This window comes from Pseudothioclava alba, from assembly GCF_033100795.1.
In the GTDB taxonomy this organism is placed as follows: domain Bacteria; phylum Pseudomonadota; class Alphaproteobacteria; order Rhodobacterales; family Rhodobacteraceae; genus Pseudothioclava.
On sequence record NZ_JAWLVI010000002.1, the window covers coordinates 129,903 to 150,646 of the forward strand.

The 20,744-nt window shown below is 59.9% G+C and carries 21 protein-coding genes; 10 read left to right on the forward strand and 11 right to left on the reverse strand.

The features are described 5' to 3' along the window. Positions 1-35: 35 nt before the first annotated feature. The 4 genes from RYZ20_RS06515 to leuC all read right to left on the reverse strand — a co-directional run bounded on the left by RYZ20_RS06515 (position 36) and on the right by leuC (position 4,159). On the reverse strand, positions 36-983 hold the full coding sequence (locus RYZ20_RS06515) for an endonuclease/exonuclease/phosphatase family protein (RefSeq protein WP_317671630.1): 948 nt from the start codon (positions 981-983) through the stop codon (positions 36-38). Between the two features lie 38 nt (positions 984-1,021). Then, a complete protein-coding gene (locus RYZ20_RS06520; RefSeq protein ID WP_317671632.1) occupies positions 1,022-1,849 on the reverse strand; it encodes a hypothetical protein in 828 nt (275 codons plus the stop codon). Positions 1,850-2,134: 285 nt separating this feature from the next. Beyond that, entirely contained in the window at positions 2,135-2,740 is a 606-nt protein-coding gene (leuD, locus tag RYZ20_RS06525; protein WP_317671634.1) for a 3-isopropylmalate dehydratase small subunit, read from the reverse strand. 12 nt (positions 2,741-2,752) lie between these two features. Further along, the gene (leuC, locus tag RYZ20_RS06530) at positions 2,753-4,159 is read right to left on the reverse strand and encodes a 3-isopropylmalate dehydratase large subunit (protein ID WP_317671636.1); all 1,407 of its coding nucleotides are present in this window, start codon (positions 4,157-4,159) and stop codon (positions 2,753-2,755) included. A 425-nt stretch (positions 4,160-4,584) separates the two neighbouring features. On the opposite strand from leuC, the gene rsfS reads away from it, so the two are divergent. The 7 genes from rsfS to RYZ20_RS06565 all read left to right on the forward strand — a co-directional run bounded on the left by rsfS (position 4,585) and on the right by RYZ20_RS06565 (position 10,861). Beyond that, entirely contained in the window at positions 4,585-4,941 is a 357-nt protein-coding gene (rsfS, locus tag RYZ20_RS06535) for a ribosome silencing factor (RefSeq protein WP_317671638.1), read from the forward strand. Between the two features lie 3 nt (positions 4,942-4,944). Beyond that, positions 4,945-5,412 (forward strand): 23S rRNA (pseudouridine(1915)-N(3))-methyltransferase RlmH, encoded by a 468-nt coding sequence (gene rlmH / locus RYZ20_RS06540; RefSeq protein WP_317671640.1) that lies wholly within the window; start codon positions 4,945-4,947, stop codon positions 5,410-5,412. Positions 5,413-5,504: 92 nt separating this feature from the next. Beyond that, entirely contained in the window at positions 5,505-6,224 is a 720-nt protein-coding gene (locus RYZ20_RS06545) for a class I SAM-dependent methyltransferase (protein WP_317671642.1), read from the forward strand. A gap of 66 nt (positions 6,225-6,290) precedes the next feature. Further along, positions 6,291-7,811 carry a 2,3-bisphosphoglycerate-independent phosphoglycerate mutase gene (gene gpmI / locus RYZ20_RS06550; protein ID WP_317671644.1) on the forward strand — a complete coding sequence of 507 codons (1,521 nt, stop codon included), beginning with the start codon at positions 6,291-6,293 and terminating at the stop codon, positions 7,809-7,811. Continuing rightward, entirely contained in the window at positions 7,811-8,944 is a 1,134-nt protein-coding gene (locus RYZ20_RS06555; RefSeq protein WP_411572339.1) for a murein hydrolase activator EnvC family protein, read from the forward strand. The genes gpmI and RYZ20_RS06555 overlap by 1 nt, the downstream gene beginning before the upstream one ends. 11 nt (positions 8,945-8,955) lie before the next feature. Beyond that, on the forward strand, positions 8,956-10,323 hold the full coding sequence (locus RYZ20_RS06560; RefSeq protein WP_317671648.1) for a S41 family peptidase: 1,368 nt from the start codon (positions 8,956-8,958) through the stop codon (positions 10,321-10,323). A 49-nt stretch (positions 10,324-10,372) separates the two neighbouring features. Then, positions 10,373-10,861 carry an RNA pyrophosphohydrolase gene (locus tag RYZ20_RS06565; protein WP_317671650.1) on the forward strand — a complete coding sequence of 163 codons (489 nt, stop codon included), beginning with the start codon at positions 10,373-10,375 and terminating at the stop codon, positions 10,859-10,861. Here the strand turns inward: RYZ20_RS06565 and nadC are convergent, their stop codons facing one another. The 7 genes from nadC to RYZ20_RS06600 all read right to left on the reverse strand — a co-directional run bounded on the left by nadC (position 10,862) and on the right by RYZ20_RS06600 (position 17,152). After that, positions 10,862-11,707: a carboxylating nicotinate-nucleotide diphosphorylase gene (gene nadC / locus RYZ20_RS06570; RefSeq protein WP_317671652.1), complete on the reverse strand. Its 846-nt coding sequence runs from the start codon at positions 11,705-11,707 to the stop codon at positions 10,862-10,864. It lies immediately after the preceding gene. Continuing rightward, positions 11,704-13,260: an L-aspartate oxidase gene (locus RYZ20_RS06575; RefSeq protein WP_317671654.1), complete on the reverse strand. Its 1,557-nt coding sequence runs from the start codon at positions 13,258-13,260 to the stop codon at positions 11,704-11,706. The genes nadC and RYZ20_RS06575 overlap by 4 nt, the downstream gene beginning before the upstream one ends. A gap of 2 nt (positions 13,261-13,262) precedes the next feature. Further along, positions 13,263-14,315, reverse strand: a complete 1,053-nt coding sequence (gene nadA / locus RYZ20_RS06580) for a quinolinate synthase NadA (RefSeq protein WP_317671656.1) — start codon at positions 14,313-14,315, stop codon at positions 13,263-13,265. A gap of 120 nt (positions 14,316-14,435) precedes the next feature. Further along, positions 14,436-15,131 (reverse strand): DNA polymerase III subunit epsilon, encoded by a 696-nt coding sequence (dnaQ, locus tag RYZ20_RS06585; RefSeq protein WP_317671658.1) that lies wholly within the window; start codon positions 15,129-15,131, stop codon positions 14,436-14,438. Further along, a complete protein-coding gene (gene coaE, locus RYZ20_RS06590; protein WP_317671660.1) occupies positions 15,124-15,720 on the reverse strand; it encodes a dephospho-CoA kinase in 597 nt (198 codons plus the stop codon). Before coaE ends, dnaQ begins: the two co-directional genes overlap by 8 nt. Then, the gene (locus RYZ20_RS06595) at positions 15,717-16,556 is read right to left on the reverse strand and encodes a shikimate dehydrogenase (protein ID WP_317671662.1); all 840 of its coding nucleotides are present in this window, start codon (positions 16,554-16,556) and stop codon (positions 15,717-15,719) included. Before RYZ20_RS06595 ends, coaE begins: the two co-directional genes overlap by 4 nt. Continuing rightward, a complete protein-coding gene (locus tag RYZ20_RS06600) occupies positions 16,553-17,152 on the reverse strand; it encodes a Maf family protein (RefSeq protein WP_317671664.1) in 600 nt (199 codons plus the stop codon). The genes RYZ20_RS06595 and RYZ20_RS06600 overlap by 4 nt, the downstream gene beginning before the upstream one ends. A gap of 398 nt (positions 17,153-17,550) precedes the next feature. Between RYZ20_RS06600 and RYZ20_RS06605 the strand changes: the two genes are divergently transcribed. From RYZ20_RS06605 to mnmE, 3 genes are all read left to right on the forward strand, one after another. Then, positions 17,551-18,015: a CopD family protein gene (locus RYZ20_RS06605; RefSeq protein ID WP_317671666.1), complete on the forward strand. Its 465-nt coding sequence runs from the start codon at positions 17,551-17,553 to the stop codon at positions 18,013-18,015. 141 nt (positions 18,016-18,156) lie between these two features. Beyond that, entirely contained in the window at positions 18,157-19,425 is a 1,269-nt protein-coding gene (gene rho, locus RYZ20_RS06610; protein WP_317671668.1) for a transcription termination factor Rho, read from the forward strand. A gap of 33 nt (positions 19,426-19,458) precedes the next feature. Beyond that, a complete protein-coding gene (gene mnmE / locus RYZ20_RS06615) occupies positions 19,459-20,742 on the forward strand; it encodes a tRNA uridine-5-carboxymethylaminomethyl(34) synthesis GTPase MnmE (protein WP_317671670.1) in 1,284 nt (427 codons plus the stop codon). The last annotated feature ends 2 nt before the right edge of the window (positions 20,743-20,744 follow it).

Here is a 20,744-nt window from a genome sequence, read left to right on the forward strand (position 1 = left end):
TTCACCACCTCCCAAACGTCGCTACTCTTGGCGTTTCACCGAAGCCCGCTTTTGCCCCCGGTCGGCCAGTCGACTTCGATCCAGACAAGCCCGTGACGCGACGCAGCCGTCTGCCAGTAGACGCCGGCATCCAGAACTTTCAGGCGCGCATCGGGCAAAACGTAATCCACCCGCATAGCCCCCAAATCCCCGCCGAAATCCGCCGTGTCTGCGCTTGGTAACGGGTCTTGAAGGCGCAGATCGGTCAGCAGGGCAAGCAAAGCCTCGCGCCGCCCCTCGCCTTTTGCCGGATCAAGGTTCGCCTTGCCCAGAAGGACAAACGGCGCATCAGAGGGGCGCGCGGGCCAAGCCCCATCCAGATAGCGCAGCCAGAAAGCCGCCTCGTCATGGTTGCGCCGCCCGTTCCGATCCTCGGGACCATCGAAAACCGGCGCAGTTGCCGCAAAAGCCCATAGATGCAGCTCCCCTTCGGGCAGGGTAATCGGCACGTCCCAATGTCCTGTGCTGGAAAGGCGCTGCACTGCCTGCGCATCGGGCGTGAGGTCAGCCCCCGCAATCAGAGTATCCGGTAAATCGCGCCACAACAGGCTCGAAAAATCGCGCGCGCCCTGGGTGGCAATCGGATAGCGCGACAGGATCGCCAGCCCGTTATCGCCGGTAAAGCGGCCATAGCCCTGCGCATCGGGCGGATCGGTTGTCCGGCCATTTCCATCCAGATCAAATCCCGTCGGGACACCGGAATTCGGGCGGGCAGCAAAGCGATAGGGATAGGAAACGCCCTGCCCCTCCAGCAGCGCCGCAAAACCTGCAAGCGCCTGCCCTTGATAATCCCAGTCAAAGCCCGTCAGCAGCAAAATATCGGGCTGAGCTGCGGTTATCGTCTCTGCGGCAGCCATAACCTGCGCTTCTTCGCGCTGAATATCGCGCAGCAACAGCCCCGGCCCATCACGGCTCAGCCCCGCGTCAAAGGTTGCAATACGCAAAGGCCCGGCCCAGGCCGGACCCGCAAGCACAAGTGCGATCAGGCCGGAATAAAATCGGCTGCGTGATTTGCGCGGCGCTTTTGCTCGATCATCGCAGCGACTCGCCCCATCGCGATACCGCGCATGAACAAGCTTGCCGGAAGGAAAGCCCATGCCGTCACCATCCAGATCATCGTATGCGGGTTTTCCAGCGTCACAGGCGTAAAGCTGGTCGAAATAGCCTTCAGGACCGCCGGAATGACGAAGGGCAAAAGAAAGCCCAACGCGATATTGAACCACCCGTCGCGGCGCAGCCGTTCGACCACATCGCCGCCAGCCGTCGGATCGAACGTCGGAAGGTTCACCCAGACATTGAACCCGCCCGAAGCATAGGGCCAGCCCAGCGCGCGCAGGATCAGAACGAAATAGGCCAGCGAGATCAGCGAGATCATATAGGAGATGCCAGCGGCGGTGCGCACGATCTCGATATGGGCAGCACTTGCGTCCACGGGCAGCATCAGCACCAGCAGGCGAACGGGGCTATAGGGAACGTCGATCGAATGCGCCATCGCGCTGCCCAGCACATCGACAAAGCGCGTGAGCGTCGTCGTCTCATGGCGCGCCAGCACAACCACAGACAGCAGCGTAACCGTCGCCATAAGCGAAACAAAGCGGATGCGATTGAACGGCGGGGCGTCGCGGAACTCGACAAGGCCGGGATAAACGGAAGCATATTCAAAGAAGGTCAGCGCACCCGCAAAAAACGCGACCAATGCGACGATCTGAACGGTATCCGAACTCACGCCGGGCAGCATAAGTGAGGGTATGGAGATCACCAATACCACCAAAAACGCGCGCACAAGCGCCCCTGTCAGTCGAGAAAGCACTGACCCACTGCCCCTAACCTTGCCCGGTCGCGATACATTGCCGCGCCGTAGCCCCTTGTTATTTCCGCCAATTTTGACGGCCTGCCTTATTCCTGCCATGAATTTGCCCATTTTCACCACCCCTGGCAATGTCTTGTTTAGGTTAACAATCCGTTTCCGGCCATTTCGGGGAAGAACTGGTGCGCTGTTGCATCAATTTCAGAGCAAAAATAAGGCCGCCTCGAAAGGCGGCCAATATCTTGTGTTTCAACGCTTTAGCGCCACTAGGGCGCGGTCGTCAGACGCTTAGACCCACGGACGGGCGGTTGCGTTTTGTGCCTCGAAGCTGCTGATCGCAGCCTCTTTTTCCAGCGTCAGGCCGATGTCATCCAAACCCTCAAGCAGGCAGTGCTTCTTGAACGCATCGACATCGAACTTGATCGTTTCGCCGTCCGAAGTGGTGATTTCCTGCGCTTCCAGATCAACGCTCATGCGCGCATTGGCGCCTTTTTCCGCGTCTTTCATCAGGAGATCGACCTGCTCTTGCGGCAGAACGATCGGCAGCATGCCGTTCTTGAAGCAGTTGTTGAAGAAGATGTCGGCAAACGAGGTCGAAACCACGACCTTGATGCCAAAATCCGCCAACGCCCAAGGCGCGTGCTCACGCGAGGAGCCACAGCCGAAGTTATCGCCCGCCACAAGGATTTGCGCTTCGCGATACTGCGGCTTGTTCAGGACGAAATCGGGGATCTCGTTGCCCTGACGGTCATAGCGCATCTCGTCGAACAGGTTCACACCAAGGCCCGAGCGCTTGATCGTCTTCAGAAAGATCTTCGGGATGATCATATCGGTGTCGATGTTGACCAGCGGCATGGGCGCCGCGATGCCGGTGAATTTTTCGAACTTTTCCATTCCGGTCTCTCCTCAGAGCATTTCGCGGACGTCGGTCAGATGACCGGTAAGCGCAGCGGCAGCAGCCATGGCGGGCGACACAAGGTGGGTGCGGCCCTTATAGCCCTGACGGCCCTCGAAGTTGCGGTTCGAGGTCGAGGCGCAACGCTCACCCTCGGACAGCTGGTCGGGGTTCATCGCAAGGCACATCGAGCAACCCGCCATACGCCATTCAAAACCGGCGTCGATGAAGACTTGGGCGATGCCCTCTTCCTCGGCCTGCGCACGCACAAGGCCCGAACCCGGAACGACCATCGCGCGGATACCGTCCTTGATCTTCTTACCTTTCAGGATTTCCGCAGCGGCACGGAGGTCTTCGATCCGGCCGTTGGTGCACGAACCGATGAACACCGTGTCGATCTGGATGTCTGTCAGCTTTTGACCAGCGGTCAGACCCATATATTCAATCGCGCGCTTGGCTGCCTCGACCTTGCCGCCTTTGAACGACTCGGGCGCCGGAACAACGCCCGAAATCGGCAGAACGTCCTCGGGCGAGGTGCCCCAGGTCACAACCGGCTCGATCTCTTCGCCTTTCAGCGTCACGACTTTGTCGAACTGCGCGCCTTCGTCGGTGAAGAGGGTCTTCCACCAGGTCAGAGCTGCCTCGAACTGCGCGCCTTTAGGGGCGTGCGGGCGGCCTTTGACATATTCGAAAGTGGTCTCGTCCGGCGCGATCAGGCCGGCGCGGGCGCCGCCTTCGATGGCCATGTTGCAGACCGTCATGCGGCCTTCCATCGAGAGGTTGCGGATCGCTTCGCCGCAATACTCGATGACATAGCCGGTGCCGCCAGCGGTGCCGGTGGCGCCAATCACGGCGAGGGTGATGTCTTTTGCGGTCACACCGGGGCGCAGCTGGCCGGTGATCTCGACCTTCATGTTCTTCGATTTCTTCTGGATCAGCGTCTGGGTTGCCAGAACGTGCTCGACCTCGGAGGTGCCGATGCCGTGTGCCAGTGCGCCGAATGCACCGTGGGTCGCGGTGTGGCTATCGCCGCACACAACGGTCATGCCCGGAAGGGTCCAGCCCTGCTCGGGGCCGACGATGTGCACGATGCCCTGACGCACGTCAGACACCGGATAGTAGTTCACGCCGAAATCGCGGGCGTTCTTGTCAAGCGCTTCGACCTGAATACGCGATTCCTCGTTTTCGATGCCGTTTTCGCGGTCGGTCGTCGTGGGAACGTTGTGGTCCGGCACGGCGATGGTTTTTTCCGGCGCGCGCACTTTGCGGCCCGTCATCCGCAGCCCTTCGAAGGCTTGCGGGCTGGTCACTTCGTGCACGAGGTGACGGTCGATATACAGCAGGCAGGTGCCGTCTTCGTCCTGGGAAACGACGTGGGCGTCCCAGATCTTATCATAGAGGGTCTTAGGAGCAGACATGGCTCTCTCTTTCTTGGGGATAGCTTACGAATTGCGAAGACTGGATGGGCGCGCATGCAGGCGCACCTCGGAACCCGCTGTCAAAGTCGGGCGAGGATTGAGTGGCTTTCGCCGTAAAAGCGCTCACGCAGGCGGGCGCGGTCATCCATGTCGAAAACAGTCATCATGCGTCGCGATATAGGCCATGGCGCACGAACCCGCAAGGAAATCTCGGGGCAAAGCCACTGACCTGCCCTTTGAAACTTGACATTCCGCGCAGATTGGCCGACCGGACAGAATTCCTGATCTCGGGTCGTTGAGAATTAACGACTTGGGTGTTACCTTTGTAACAGGCCCGGCGCCGGGGCGATTGCGGCGTGCAACCCTTGGAGGACTATGTCCTGTCTCGTCAACCCGCCGCAAATGCGGCTTCACCGGAGGCTCCCATGAGCGACAGTGCCACGGAGCCGACCAGCGACCAGATTCTGGCGCGCATCATCACATCGCTTGAAGACGACAAAGCCGAAGAGATCGTCACCATTGATCTGCGCGGTCGCTCGTCGATTGCCGATTACATGGTCATCTGCTCGGGTCGGTCGTCCCGTCAGGTTGCTGCTATCGCCGAAAAGCTGGTGCAGCGCATGAAAGAGGATTTCGGGCGGAATTGCCGGATCGAGGGCAAAGAGCAAGGCGACTGGGTGCTGATCGACAGCGCCGATGTGATCGTCCATGTCTTCCGCCCCGAAGTGCGCGAGTTCTATCAGCTCGAAAAGATGTGGATGCCCACGGGCGCACCGGTCTGACGCATGAAGATCACGATCCTCGCGGTGGGGCGGCTTCGCAAAAGCCCCGAGCTGAGCCTGATCGACGATTACCTCGACCGTTTCAACAAGGCGGGCCGCAGCTTCGGGCTGGGGCCGGCTGTGATTATCGAGGTCGAGGGTAAGAAAAACCTCGGGATGGACGCCGAAGCGCAACTGCTCGAACGCGCCATCCCGCAGGGTGCTGCCCTCGTTATTCTGGATGAGCGCGGCGCGGTGATCTCATCGCCCGAGTTTGCCGAAAAGATTGGCGCGTGGCGCGATAGCGCGCGCGATGTGTGCTTTGTGATTGGCGGCGCGGACGGGATCGCGCCTTCGCTGCGCGCGAGGGCGGATTATGCGATCTCGTTCGGCAAGATGGTCTGGCCGCACATGCTGGTGCGGGTGATGCTGGCGGAACAGATCTACCGCGCCGGGCAGATTATTGCCGGAACGCCCTATCATCGGGCTTAAGCGGCCCGCACGCCTGCACAAATTTTGCTTGTCCGGTTATTCTTTCTTATACTCGGTCACATAGTGTCGTGTAACAAGTTGATGAGGCAGGAATGGAACCGCTGGATAAACTGGCAATTTCGGGCGAAACGATCTCGACGCATGGGATGATGCTGATGTGCTATCAGCGCACCAAGCAGATCAGCGCGGCGTCTCGCAAGGCGTGGGAAGCAGGACAGACCAATCCGCTTGAGGCCGAGGTGGTCAAACGCCGTGACGAGATTTTCCAAGGCACCCTGAAAGAGGTATTTGTCGATTACCTGCCCCTGCGCGCAGAGCTTGCCAAAATGGGCCGCAAACCGGCCCGCGTTGTCGACATCGGCTGCGGGCAGGCACTGAACGACGTATTTCTGGTCAAGGATTTCGATTGCGCCGTGACGCTGGTCGATATCGAGGAAACGCCGCAACAATACCACAACTGGAACAGCAGCGGTTCGGGCTATGCCTCTTTGTCCGAAGCGGAGGCGTTCTTGCGCGCGAATGGCGCCAAGGATGTGACAGCCGTCAACCCGCGCAAGGCACCCGCCAGGATGAAGGAGGTGCGGGGCGATCTTGTCACCAGCCTGATTTCCTGCGGCTTCCATTATCCCATCGGCGAATATGCCGATCTGTTCGTTGATACGGTCAAGGCAGGCGGGCTTGTGATGCTGGATATTCGCAAGCGCTATTTCCGCAATCCCGACGCCGATCTTACGCGGCTTCTGCGCGCGGGCAAACACACGGAAATCGACAGCACAGAACATAAGGCCCATCGCCTGATCTTCCATTCGTGACCCTGTTTCGGTTGCCGTTTTCCACCTGCGCGCGTAAGACATCTGCGAAGCTTGCAGGAGGCCGCCATGACCCATCCGAAACCCGTTGTTCTGTGCATTCTTGATGGTTGGGGCGAGCGCGCCGAGACCGAGGGTAACGCCCCCGCGCTGGCCCATACGCCCAACATCGACCGGATATGGGCAACCTGCCCCAAGGCGACGCTGATCACGCACGGGCCGGATGTGGGTCTGCCGACCGGGCAGATGGGGAACTCGGAAGTCGGGCACACCAATATCGGCGCGGGCCGCGTGGTGGCGATGGACCTTGGCGCCATTGACCTTGCGATCGAGGACGGGTCGTTCTTCGCAAATGAGGCAATTTCGGCATTCGTGGCCAAGCTCAAGGCCTCGGGCGGGACCGCGCATCTGATGGGGGTCGTGTCGGACGGCGGTGTGCACGGCCATATCGAACATGTTCTGGCCGCCTGCAAAGCCGTGTCGGACGCGGGCGTGCCAGTTGTTCTGCACGCCATTACGGACGGGCGCGATGTGGCGCCGGACTCGGCCAAAGGATTTGTCGAAGACCTGATGAGCCGCCTGCCTGCGGGGTGCTCGGTCGGAACCGTCATCGGCCGCTATTGGGCGATGGACCGCGATAACCGGTGGGAGCGCGTGGGCCGCGCCTATGAGGCGATGGTCAACGCCAAAGGTGAAACGGCGGCAGATCCGGTTGCGGCAGTTGCGGCCTCTTACGCCAAAAACGAGATGGACGAATTCATCGCCCCCACCGTCATTGATGGCTACGCAGGCGCAAAAGATGGCGATGGTTTCTTCTGCTTGAACTTCCGCGCAGACCGCGCGCGCGAAATTCTGCGCGCCCTGGCGGAGCCGGGTTTCTCTGATTTCGACACCGGCACCCGCCCCGAATGGGCGGCACTTCTGGGTATGGTTGAATATTCCGTCAGCCATAACGCCTATATGCAAACTGCCTACCCGAAGCGCGAAATCAAGAACACGCTGGGTGAATGGGTCGCCAAGAAGGGCAAGACCCAGTTCCGTTTGGCCGAGACCGAGAAATACCCGCATGTCACCTTCTTCCTGAATGGCGGCAAAGAGCTGCCCGAAGAAGGCGAAGACCGCTTCATGCCGAAATCGCCCAAGGTTGCGACCTACGATCTACAGCCCGAAATGTCGGCGCCCGAGGTGACGGACCAGTTTATCGCCGCGATCGAGCATGGCTATGACCTGATTGTCGTGAACTTTGCGAACCCCGATATGGTGGGGCATACAGGCTCTCTCAAGGCTGCGATGGCTGCCTGCGAAGAGATCGACCGCGATCTGGGCCGCGTGATTGAAGCGCTGGAAAAGGCGGGCGGCGCGATGATCGTGACCGCCGACCACGGCAATTGCGAAACGATGATCGACCCGGAAACCGGCGGGCCGCATACGGCGCATACCACCAACCTTGTGCCGGTCGGGCTGATCGGTGGTCCGGCGGGCGTTAGCCTGCGCAAAGGGCGACTGGCCGATCTGGCGCCGACTCTTCTTGACCTCATGGGCCTGGACAAGCCCGAAGAAATGACCGGCGAAACCCTGATCGTCCGGTAATCATGCGGAACGCGCTCTGGGCATTTTTTCTGTCGGCAAGCGCTGCGGTGGCCAGCCCCGCAGCGGATGTAGCCCTTCAAGCCGCCGATGATTTGCGCGCGGCCATCGGGGCACTGGACGCGGCCCAGACCAAAAAGGACCGCGTGGCCGCACTGACCGAAACCATCGGCGCCTATGAGGCGGGGCTTGGGGCGCTGCGTGACGGGTTACGCCGCGCGGCGATCCGAGAACGCGAAATTCGCACTCAATTTGACGCGAAAAGCGAGGAGATCGGGCGTCTTTTGGGCGTTATGTCGACGATGGAGCAGTCAGAGGGGCCGTTGCTTTTGCTGCATCCGACGGGGCCGCTTGGGTCGGCGCGCTCGGGGATGGTGCTATCTTCGGTCACGCCCGCGCTACAATCCGAGGCGAACAAGCTGAAATCCGGCCTGAACGAAATCCAGACGCTCCGCGAGCTGCAACAAAGCGCCGCCGCGACACTGAACGCTGGCCTGCAATCGGTTCAGGACGCGCGCACCGCGCTAAGTCAGGCGGTATCCGAACGCAGCGCCCTGCCCGGCCGCTATATCGAAGAACCCGAGGACTTGCGGCAACTGGTGGAAAGCGCCGATACGCTGGAGGGGTTTGCGGTTGGTCTGTCCGATCTGGATACGGACATCGGCGCGCCGATGGAGGATTTCGAAGGCGCGATGGGCGGCTTGCCTCTTCCGGTGATCGGCTCGGTGCTGCGCCGCTTTGACGAGGCCGACGCGGCAGGGATCCGCCGCAAAGGGTTGATCCTTGCCACGGCGCCCCTTGCTCTGGTGCGCGCGCCGTGGCCAGCGACCATCCGCTATCGCGGGCCGCTGCTGGACTACGGAAATGTGATGATCCTTGAGCCGTCTGAGGGCTATCTTCTGGTTCTGGCCGGCCTCGGGACGGTCTATGGTGAAACCGGAGATGTGCTGGCGGCGGGCGATGCAGTCGGCCTGATGGGCGGGCGCGATGCCGTTGCCAGCGAGTTCGGTGCAGATTTTGTGCGTTCTGCGCAACTTGGCGGTGGCGCAGGTCGTTCGGAGACGCTTTACTTGGAGCTAAGACAGGGCGGGGAGCCCGTGAACCCGAGCGCGTGGTTCGCACAAACAAAGGACTGAAAAGGTTCAGTATGAAAAAGTTTCTATTCGCCGCGATGGGCGGCACGATTGCAGGCGCCCTTATCTCGACGCAGATCGCCGCTCCGCTGATGGCGCAAGAGGCCGCAAAACCCGCCTCCGTCTACGAACAGCTTGACCTGTTCGGTGAGATTTTTGAACGAATCCGCGCGGACTATGTCGAGGAGGTCAACGAGAAAGACCTGATCGAGGCTGCGATCAACGGGATGCTGGTCTCGCTTGACCCGCATTCAAGCTATCTGCCGCCCGAAGACTTCGACGATATGAAGGTGCAGACCCGTGGCAGCTTTGGCGGGCTGGGGATCGAGGTCACGCAGGAGGACGGCTTTATCAAGGTTGTCTCGCCGATGGATGGCACTCCGGCCGAGCAGGCTGGCATTCAGGCGGGCGATTTTATCACCCATGTCGATGGCGAATCCGTGCTGGGGCTGACGCTGAATGACGCCGTTGACCTGATGCGCGGGCCGGTCGGCTCGGAGATCGTGGTGACGGTGGTGCGCGAAGGCGAGGCGGAACCCTTCGACGTGTCGATCATCCGCGATACGATCAAGCTGACGGCGGTTCGCGGACGCCTTGAGGGCAACGCGGTTGTGCTGCGCGTTACGACCTTTAATGACCAGACCTTCCCGAACCTCCAGGATTCGCTGGAGAAACAAGTGAAAGAGGCCGGGGGCATCGACAAGGTCAGCGGCTTTATCATCGACCTGCGTAACAACCCCGGCGGCCTGCTGGATCAGGCGATTGCTGTGTCGGATGCCTTCCTCGACAAGGGCGAGATCGTCTCGACCCGTGGCCGCAAACCCGAAGAGAGCGAGCGCTTTAACGCGACGCCGGGCGACATGGCCGAGGGCAAACCGATTGTCGTGCTGATCAATGGCGGCTCGGCCTCGGCCTCCGAGATCGTGACCGGTGCGCTGCAAGACCATCGTCGCGCGATTGTCGTGGGCACGCAGAGCTTCGGCAAAGGCTCGGTCCAGACGGTTATGCCGATCCGTGGCGATGGCGCAATGCGCCTGACGACGGCGCGCTATTACACGCCGTCCGGCCGCTCGATCCAGTCGCTTGGTATCGCGCCGAATATCGTGGTCGAACAGCCGCCGCGCGCGCCTGCCGATGAAACCGCGACCGAGGACAAACCGCACCGCACGACCGAAGCAGATCTGCGCGGCTCGCTGTCGAATGACTCGATGACCGAAGACGAGCTGCGTCAGGCCGAGGAAGAGCGTAAGCACGCTGAAGAATCCGCCAAGCTCCGGCTTGAGGATTATCAGCTTGCCTATGCCATCGATATTCTGCGCGGGCTGTCTGTCATCGCGCCGGAAACAGGTGGCACGGTGCAAAAGGCCGAAGTCGCACAATAAAATCCGGATCGGGGGCCGCGCGCCCCCGTTTCTTTCTAAAGGATTCCAGATGCTTACCCGTGACCAGATCGAAGCCCTTCCCTACCGTCCCTGCGTTGGCGTCGTGCTGATGAACGCCGAGGGGCGCATCTTTACCGGCCAGCGGATCGACAACCCTGGCAATGCATGGCAAATGCCGCAAGGCGGGATCGACGAGGGCGAAAAGCCCCGCGCCGCCGCGCTGCGCGAGCTGTGGGAAGAGACCGGCATCACCGACGATCTGGTGGAGTTCGTCGCCAAGGCCGATGACTGGGTCTATTACGACCTGCCGCACGATCTGGTTGGCAAAATCTGGAAGGGCAAATATCGCGGCCAGCGCCAGAAGTGGTTTCTGTTCCGCTATCTTGGCACCGATGCTCAGGTCAATATCGCGACCGAACACCCCGAGTTTTCGGTCTGGTCATGGATGGAACATCCGCAAGTGGTCGAAAGCATCGTCCCCTTCAAACGCGATGTCTACGAGACGGTTTTCACCGCCTTCGCAGAGCATCTGAAGTAATCAGAAATCCAGCCCGAGGTCGAGCGTGCGCGCCGAATGGGTGAGCGCGCCCGACGAGATATAGTCAACGCCGGTCGCGGCAACCTCGGCGATCCGGTCAAGTTTCATGTTGCCCGACGCCTCTAGCACGGCGCGGCCTGCGGTCAGCGCGACGGCCTTTTTCAGGGTCGGCGTGTCCATGTTGTCCAGCAAGATGACATCCGCACCGCCAACAGACAGCGCCTCTTCAAGCTGGTCGAGACGGTCCACCTCCAGCTCGACCCGCATCATATGCGAGCGCGCCGCCTTGGCTGCCTTGAGCACCGCGCGAATACCGCCCGCCGCCGCGATATGGTTATCCTTGATCAGGATCGCGTCCGACAACCCGTAACGGTGGTTCGAGCCGCCACCATGCTGCACGGCCAGCTTTTCGACCGCGCGCAAACCGGGCGTGGTTTTGCGGGTGCAGGTGATCTTGCAATTCGTGCCTTTGGTCTGGGCAACAAAGCCCGCCGTTTTCGTTGCAATCCCCGTCAGGCGGCCAGCAAAGTTCAGCGCGACACGTTCACCCATCAGGATCGAAGCCGCCTCGCCCTCGATCGTCATGAGCGTCTGGCCGGGGTCGCAGGGGCGGCCATCCGGCACAAGAGTTTTCACCTTCAAAGCCGGATCAACCAGACGAAAGGCCATCGCGGCAATCTGCATCCCCGAGACAACGCCGGTTTCGCGCGCATTCAGCCGCGCCTCATAGCGCGCACCCGCCGGAATGACCGCGCGGGTGGTCACATCTCCCATCGGCGCAAGATCTTCGGTCAGCGCGGCGCGCACCAACGGTTCCAGCAGGAAATCGGGAAGCGAAGCGGTCATCGTTGGTCCTCCAGAGCGCGGGAGCGGATCGCGCGGGCCTCATCGAGTGTGATATGGGTGCGCGCAGCCTGCGCCGGATCGGCCTGCGGGTAATCGGCGCGGAAATGACCGCCGCGACTTTCAGTGCGCGCAAGGGCAGCGGCGGCAATCAGCGTTGCGGTTGCGGTCATATTCTGCATCGCCTCTTGCGGATGCTCGGCTTCGATTTCCGCAATGATGCGCAGCGTGCGGGTCAGGCCATCCGCGTCACGCACAACGCCCGCGCCATCGGTCATCGCGGCGCGCAGGCGCGCAACAGCAGCCTCATCTACAACCTCGGCCCCGTCGGGGAAGCTAAGGTCAACCGCATCGGCCGGTGCAATCGGCCCCAGTTTTTCGCCAACACCAATCGCACAGAGGCGGGCATAGACCAGCGCCTCCAAAAGCCCGTTCGAGGCCAGCCGGTTCGCCCCATGCAGGCCGGTCGAGGATGCCTCGCCGCAGACCCAAAGCCCCTCAAGGCTGGCGCGACCCTGCGCGTCGGTTTCAATTCCGCCCATATGATAATGCGCGGCGGGGGCCACGGGGATCGGCTGCGTTACGGGGTCGATGCCCGCACGCTTGCACGCCTCGGCCACGGCAGGAAAGCGTGTAAGAAGCTCGGCACCCAGAACCTCGCGCGTATCAAGGCACGGCTCGCGGCCTGCTTGACGCTCAAGATAGACCGCACGAGCCACAATGTCGCGCGGGGCCAGCTCTGCATCGGGATGCACGGCGGGCATGAAACGCGCGCCGGTGTTGTTGATAAGCGTCGCGCCTTCGCCGCGCAAAGCCTCGGTCGCGAGGGGGGCAGGGTCTTCACCCGCGACGATGGCTGTCGGGTGAAACTGCACGAACTCGGGGTCGGCGATACAGGCACCTGCACGCGCCGCCATGCCGATAACCTGCCCGCGGATGCGCGGCGGGTTGGTCGTTACGGCAAACAGACCGCCAGACCCGCCACCCGCCAAAAGGATTGCGGGCGAACGGACCAGCACACGCCCCGAAGGCTCGCCTGCCTTTTCCAGCCAGACACCCGTTGCGATACCGTCCTGCACCTCGATACCCGAGGCAAGGACGCCCTCGGCAACCTGAACCGAGGCCGTTTGGCGCACCGCCGCAATCAGCGCCTGCATGATCTCGCGTCCGGCCTGATCGCCCTTAACGCGCACCACACGCGCCGTGGAATGTGCCGCCTCGCGCGACATCACATAAACACCCTCGGCATCGCGGTCGAAGGGCGTGCCCAGCGCGGTAAGGTCAAGGATATGCTGCGCCGCCTCGCCCGTGACCATGCGCGCGATCGCGGCATCCACGGTGCCTGCGCCCGCGTTCACAGTATCGACCGCGTGGCTTTCGGGCGTATCACCTGCCGCCATCGCGGCCGCGACCCCGCCCTGCGCCCAAGCCGAGGACGCCCCCTCGCCAAGTTCCTCGGGCGAAATGACCAGAACCGGACGCGGCGCCAGTTTCAGCGCTGCATAAAGGGCGCCCAATCCGGCCCCGACGATTAGAACCCGATTGGTCTGGATCACCGTTACAGCCCCAACTTATTGGAAAGGTCGATCATACGCTGAACAGCGACGCGCGCCTTTGCGGCAATCTCGGGATCGACGATCACCTCTTCGTGGCCCGTCACCAGCGACCAGAGCACCTTTTCCAGCGTGATCTTCTTCATATAGGGGCACATGTTACACGGCCCCAGAAACTCGACTTCGGGCAGAGCATCCGAAATATTCGACGCCATCGAACATTCGGTCACAAGCATCGCCTTTTGCGGCTTGCGATCGGTGACGTATTTGATGATCCCCGCTGTCGAGCCGGAATAGTCGCACGCATCCACAACATTCGGCGGGCATTCGGGGTGAGCGATAATCTCGACGCCCGGATTATGCGCGCGAAATTCGTTGATGTCATTTTCGGTGTATTGCTCGTGCACGATGCACGATCCGGCCCACCAGACGACCTTTTTCTGCGGCACATCACGGGCGACGTTCTGCGCAAGATATTGGTCCGGCGTCATGATAACGACGTCGCTGTCCATCGCTGCCACAATCTGCGCGGCATTCGAAGAAGTGCAGCAAATGTCGGAAGCCGCCTTCAACTCGGCGGTGGTATTGACGTAGCTGACCACCGGCGCACCCGGATATTTGGCGCGCATCTGGGCGATACCTTCGGCGGTAATGCTTTCGGCAAGCGAGCAGCCGGCCTGAACATCGGGGATCAGAACCCGCTTGGCCGGATTCAGGATTTTCGAGGTCTCGGCCATAAAGTGCACACCGCACTGTATGATCGTCTCGGCCTCGACCTTGGTCGCAGCAACGGCAAGCTGAAGACTGTCGCCCACCACATCGGCAACACCGTGATAGATTTCCGGCGTCATATAGTTGTGCGCAAGGATAACCGCGTTTTTCTCGCGCTTGAGGCGGTTGATCTCGCGGATATAGGGGGCGTATCGGGCAAAGTCCGGCAAGGGCATCACGCGATCCATACGCGCGTGAATGTCCCGCATTTCCTCGGCCAGCGTCAGTGACGGCGCCAGATCGAATTTCTCGGCCAACGTGGCCCGCATCGTGGTCAGGTCCAGCATGGTTTCCCCCCGTTTCCCCGAAACAGGAGGTCATTTAAGGCCAATGGCGGCTAGGTTAAATGGGAAAATTGCCCGATTTACCGCATTTATTGCGTTTAAATGACACAGTCGGGCAAGCCGTTAGCGACGCCAGATCGCGCTATCGCCCATTTTCTCGACAAAAGCTGCATGTGCCGCAGCCTCTTCGTCGGTCAGGCGCGAGGGCAGCGGCACCGCACGCGGCTTCGGGCGCCAGTCGTCTGAAGGGCCAAGCGCGGATTTCTGGCCATTATCGCCCTCGAAGTTCAGACCGAAACCAGGCTGACGCCCGCCGATCAGCTCCAGATAGACCTCGGCCAGAATTTCAGAGTCAAGCAACGCCCCGTGCAGCGTCCGCGACGAGTTATCAATCCCGAAGCGGCGGCAAAGCGCATCCAAAGACGCGGGCGAGCCTGGAAATTTACGCCGCGCGATCAGAAGCGTGTCGATGGCGCGCTCATTGGCGATCAGCGGCTTTTTGACCCAGCCCAGCTCGGCATTAAGGAATTTCATGTCAAAGCTGGCGTTATGGATCACCAGCTTTGCCTCTGGCCCGACGAATTCCAGAAACGCATCGGCAATTTCGATGAACTTCGGCTTGTCGGCCAGAAATTCATCGCCAAGCCCGTGCACCTCGAACGCCTCGCGCGGCATCGAGCGTTCGGGGTTTATATATTGGTGATAGGTGCGCCCCGTCGGCACATGGTTCAAAAGCTCAACCGCGCCGATTTCCACGATACGGTCGCCCTCGGACGGGTCAAAGCCCGTGGTCTCGGTATCCAGAACGATCTCACGCATGACGCCCCCTGATCTTGGCGATCAATGCTTGCACGGCAGCGCGGGTCTGCTCAAGGGTCAGTGTCTCGATTACATGATCGGCGCGCGCGCGTTTTTCTGCGTCGGGTGTCTGGCGCGAGAGGATCAGATCAAGCTGCGCTGCTTCCATCGTGCCACGCTCCAGCACACGGGTGCGCTGCACCTCGGGCGGGGCCGACACGACAAGCACCGCATCACACAGATTATCTGCACCCGTCTCGAACAGAAGAGGGATGTCCAGCAGCACCAGATCTGCATCGCGGTGGTCAGTAATAAATGCCTCGCGCGACTGCGCGGTCAGCGGGTGAACGATGGATTCAAGGCGGGATAGAGCCGTTTTATCTTCGGCAATTACCTTTTTCAGCGCCCCGCGATCTATCGCGCCATCCACGACCGCCTGCGGAAACAGCGCCCCGATTGGCGCAACCGCCGCGCCGCCCGTCGCATAGAGCGCATGGACCGTTGCGTCAGCATCCCAGACGGGAATACCCGCCTCGGCAAACATCTTGGCAGTCGTCGATTTCCCCATGCCGATAGAGCCGGTCAGCCCCAGAAGGAAGGGACGGGTCATAGGCTAAGCACCAGATCACGCAGGTCTTCGGTAACTTCGGGGCGGGTGCCGAACCAACGCTCAAACCCCGGAACGGCCTGATGCAACAGCATCCCCAGACCATCGACCGTGCGGCATCCAATTGCACGGGCCTGTTTCAGAAGATCGGTCTCAAGCGGGGTGTAAACAATATCCGTCACCACCGCATCCGGCGAAAGCGCATCCAGCGGCACGCGGAACTCTGGCTTGCCAACCATCCCGAGCGCGGTGGTGTTGATCACCGTTTTCGCGCCTTCCAGCATATTTCCGGCCTGAACCCAGTCATAAATAACGATTTTCGCCCCGAACTCGGCGCGCAAGGCTTCGGCCCGCGCGCGAGTGCGGTTTGCCAACCGGATCTCGGGGCAGCCGGTTTCCAGAAGCGAGGCAATCACCGCACGACACGCGCCGCCAGCGCCAAAGACAGCCGCCGGACCTTCGGCGCCGGTCCAGTCCGGCAGGTCGTGCTTGAGGTTTGCGATAAACCCGTATCCATCTGTGTTATCAGCGTGAATCTTGCCATCCGGCCGGAAGATCAGCGTATTCGCCGCACCAATAATCGCCGCCCGATCCGAGACCACATCGGCAATCCGCAGCACCGCCTCTTTATGGGGAATAGTGACGTTGCACCCCACAAACCCAGCTCTTGGCAGGGCGCGCAGCACCGTTTCAAGGTCTTCGGGCGCAATATCCATTGGAACGTAGAAGCCCTTGATCCCGTATTTCTCCAGCCAGTAGCGCTGAAGCTGTGGCGATTTGGAATGTGCAATCGGAGACCCGATAACTCCGGCCAAGGGAATTTTTGGGTGGTCGGTCATGTGGTCAGCTCTCCTCGTGCGCGCAACCAGTTCAGAAATTCGATGAGCGGCAAGCCCAGAACCGCAAAGTAATCGCCTTCGATCCGAGAGAAAAGCCGAACACCCTCTTCTTCAAGCTTATAGCAACCAACCGCCCAGCGGATGCTCTCCCAGTTGCGGGAAACATAGTCGTCGATAAAGGCATCCGACAGGTCATGCATAGTCAGACGAACGGGCGCGATATGGCGCCAAAGCGGTTGCCCGTCGCACAGCACCACAAGGGCGGACAGCAGACGGTGGGTCTTGCCCGAAAGAGCGCGTAACTGGGCGCGGGCGTCTTCGGGCGTATCGGGTTTTGAGAAAATCTGCCCCTTGAGTTCCAAAAGCTGATCTGCCCCAAGCACAAGCGCGCCCGGATTTTTAGAAGAAACTTTGGCAGCCTTTAGCTCGGCCAACGTATCGGCGACATCGTGGGGCAAGGCATCCTCGGCCTCAAGCCCCGCGCGGATCATGTCTTCGTCGATACGCGCAGGTTTGATCTGAACCTCAAGCCCGGCATTGCGCAAAAGCGTCGCGCGGATTTCGGACGCGGAAGCAAGGATGACGGGGATAGACATGGGGATAACTCTCCGGACAGGGGCGGGGCGGATTTGTGAGTAAGCCGGTTTCGACGTCTTGCTGTGGGTTTCTTTAACCTTTTGTCAAGAAACTCCGGTGCTTTTCCCCTTGTTGAAAGTAGGATTCAGGCATGGGGGAATTATATGTCCTGCGACCTTTTATCCACAGATTTTCAACACAGCATTACAGTTCCATGTATTTGTTATCATATTGATATATTTATGAAATACTAGATACTCACAGGACGGCAAACAGAGGCTGACATCATCGCTTCGGACAAATTGGGTATGTGGGTAAAGCTATAATCCACATTACCCACAGCCCTTACATCATCATCATCTTTTTCTTTTCTTCTTAATTATTTTAAGAAGTGATGCGTCACCGAAGGAGCCTTGCCATGACCGACTTTCTTGCCGAACTGTATGTCTGGACCAAAAGTCTGCATGTGATGTCGGTGCTCGCATGGATGGCGGGGCTGTTCTATCTGCCGCGTTTGTTCGTTTATCACGTTGAAGGGCTGAACAAGCAGGGTGTTGAGCGAGACTCGGATATGGACCTGCTGTTTCGCCATCAGGAACGGCTGCTGTTGAAAGCGATCATGGCGCCTGCGATGGTGTCGAGCTGGCTCTTTGGGCTTATGCTTGTGCTGACACCCGGTATTGTTGACTGGGAAAGCATTTGGGCCTGGACGAAGGCAGCCTCGATTATCGGGATGACATGGTTCCATTTTTGGTGCGCCAAGAAGCGGGTCGATCTGGCCGAAGGGCGTAACGCGCTTACTGGCCGTCAATTCCGCATGATGAACGAGGTGCCGACGATTTTCATGATCGTTATTGTCCTCTCGGTGATTGTGAAATTCTGAGGATTTATTGACTCGGACAGCATTCACGCGTATCAGCGCCGCAAGCCACGACCGTTCTGGTCGACCGGTTCTTCTATAGATCAATGAAATTCAGCGCGAGCCCGCCATCGGGACTTGCGCCTTACGATGATGGGATACCCCATGAACGAACGCCTGAACCTTGCCGACCTTAAAGCTAAAAGCCCGAAAGAGCTTTTGGCGCTGGCCGAAGAATGGGAAATCGAGAACGCCTCGACGATGCGCAAGGGCGAGATGATGTTCTCGATCCTGAAAGAGCACGCAGAGGATGACATCGTTATCGGCGGCGATGGCGTGCTTGAGGTTCTGCAAGACGGTTTCGGCTTCCTGCGCTCGCCCGAGGCAAACTATCTGCCCGGTCCTGACGATATTTATGTCTCGCCCGATATGATCCGCCAGCACTCGCTGCGCACGGGTGATACGGTTGAGGGTGTGATCCGCTCTCCGGATGAAAATGAGCACTATTTTGCGCTGACCAAGGTCGAGAAGATCAACTTCGAAGACCCCGAGCGCGCGCGCCACAAGGTCAGCTTTGATAACCTGACGCCGCTTTATCCTGACGAGCGCCTGAAAATGGAGATCGAGGATCCGACAATCAAGGATCGTTCCGCGCGGATCATCGACCTTGTGTCTCCGATCGGGAAAGGCCAGCGCTCGCTGATCGTTGCACCGCCGCGCACGGGTAAAACGGTTCTGCTGCAGAACATCGCGCATTCGATCGAGGTGAATCACCCCGAGTGCTATCTGATTGTTCTCTTGATTGATGAACGCCCGGAAGAGGTGACCGACATGCAGCGTTCGGTGAAGGGTGAGGTGATTTCCTCGACCTTCGACGAACCCGCAACGCGCCACGTTGCTGTGGCCGAGATGGTCATCGAAAAAGCAAAGCGCCTGGTCGAGCATAAGCGCGATGTAGTGATCCTGCTCGACTCGATCACGCGCCTTGGTCGCGCCTATAACACCGTTGTGCCAAGCTCGGGTAAGGTGCTGACGGGTGGTGTCGACGCGAACGCTTTGCAGCGCCCCAAGCGCTTCTTTGGTGCTGCGCGGAACATCGAAGAAGGTGGCTCGCTGACCATTATCGCGACTGCGCTGATCGACACCGGATCGCGCATGGACGAGGTGATCTTCGAAGAATTCAAAGGCACGGGTAACTCGGAGATTGTGCTGGATCGTAAGGTTGCCGACAAGCGCGTCTTCCCGGCGATGGATATTCTTAAGTCCGGCACGCGGAAAGAGGATCTGCTGGTCGATCAGAAAGACCTGCAGAAGACCTATCTCTTGCGCCGCATCCTGAATCCGATGGGCACGACGGACGCGATCGAGTTCCTGATTTCGAAGCTGAAGCAAACCAAGACGAACGGCGAATTCTTCGACTCCATGAACGGGTAATCCTGTTTTATCATTTAACCTCAAAGGGTTATGATGGATACGATCTATGCACTAGCCACCGCCCGCGGTAAAGCGGGGGTGGCGGTTATCCGCGTTTCCGGGCCTCGCTCGAAAGAGGCGGGGCTGCGTCTTTGTGGGACATTGCCGAAAACGCGCGTTGCGGGGCTGCGAAAGCTTCGGCTGGATGGCGAAGAGCTGGACGAGGCCGTTGTTCTGGTGTTCGACGCTGGCGCAAGCTTTACCGGCGAAGAGGTGGTTGAGTTCCATATTCATGGTGCGATTGCGACTGTCTCGGCTGTCCTGAGGGCATTGTCGCAGATCGACGGGCTTCGGATGGCAGAGGCTGGTGAGTTTACGCGTCGTGCGCTTGAAAATGGGCGGCTTGATCTGGCTCAGGTCGAGGGGCTTGCGGATCTGATAGAAGCTGAAACAGAAGCACAACGAAAACAGGCGCTTAAGGTGCTTTCAGGTGCGGTTGGTCAGTATGTCGATGCGTGGCGCGCAGATCTTGTGCGGGCAGGTGCGCTGATCGAGGCGACAATTGATTTCGCGGATGAGGAAGTTCCGGTCGATGTGTCGCCAGAGGTGCTGGAGCTTATCTCGCGTGTTGAAGCCGCGATTCACATGGAATTGCGCGGTATTGCCGCTGGTGAGCGTATCCGGGAAGGTTTTGAAGTCGCGATCGTCGGGCGGCCCAATGCTGGAAAATCAACGCTTTTGAATGCGATTGCGGGCCGTGATGCAGCGATTACTTCTGAAGTTGCTGGAACGACGCGTGATGTGATCGAGGTTCGTATGGATTTGCACGGACTTGCAGTCACGGTTCTTGATACGGCCGGTCTGCGGGAAACTGATGATGTTGTTGAGGCAATCGGCGTGGAACGAGCTATCTCGCGGGCGAAAACCGCGGATTTGCGTGTATTCTTGCTCGATGGCGCCGACGTGCCGTTGATTGAGCCGCTGAATGGCGATCTGGTTGTGCATGGCAAGGCGGATGTTTTTGCGCAGGCTGGCCTGTGTGTGTCTGGCAAGACGGGAGAAGGCGTTGACCGCTTGATCTCTGAAATTGCGTCTCGACTTGAGGGTATGGCTGCTTCCGCCGGTGTCATGTCGCATGAGCGTCATCGCAATTCGTTGAGCGCGGCGTTGCGGGCTATGGAATCGGCGCGAAATGAGGTATTAGCGGGGGCTGACCGGGCCGAATTGGCTGCGGAGGAGCTTCGGATTGCGGCGCGCGCGCTTGAATCTCTTGTTGGCCGGGTGGATGTCGAGCATCTGCTGGATGAAATTTTCTCGAGCTTCTGCATCGGGAAGTGAGG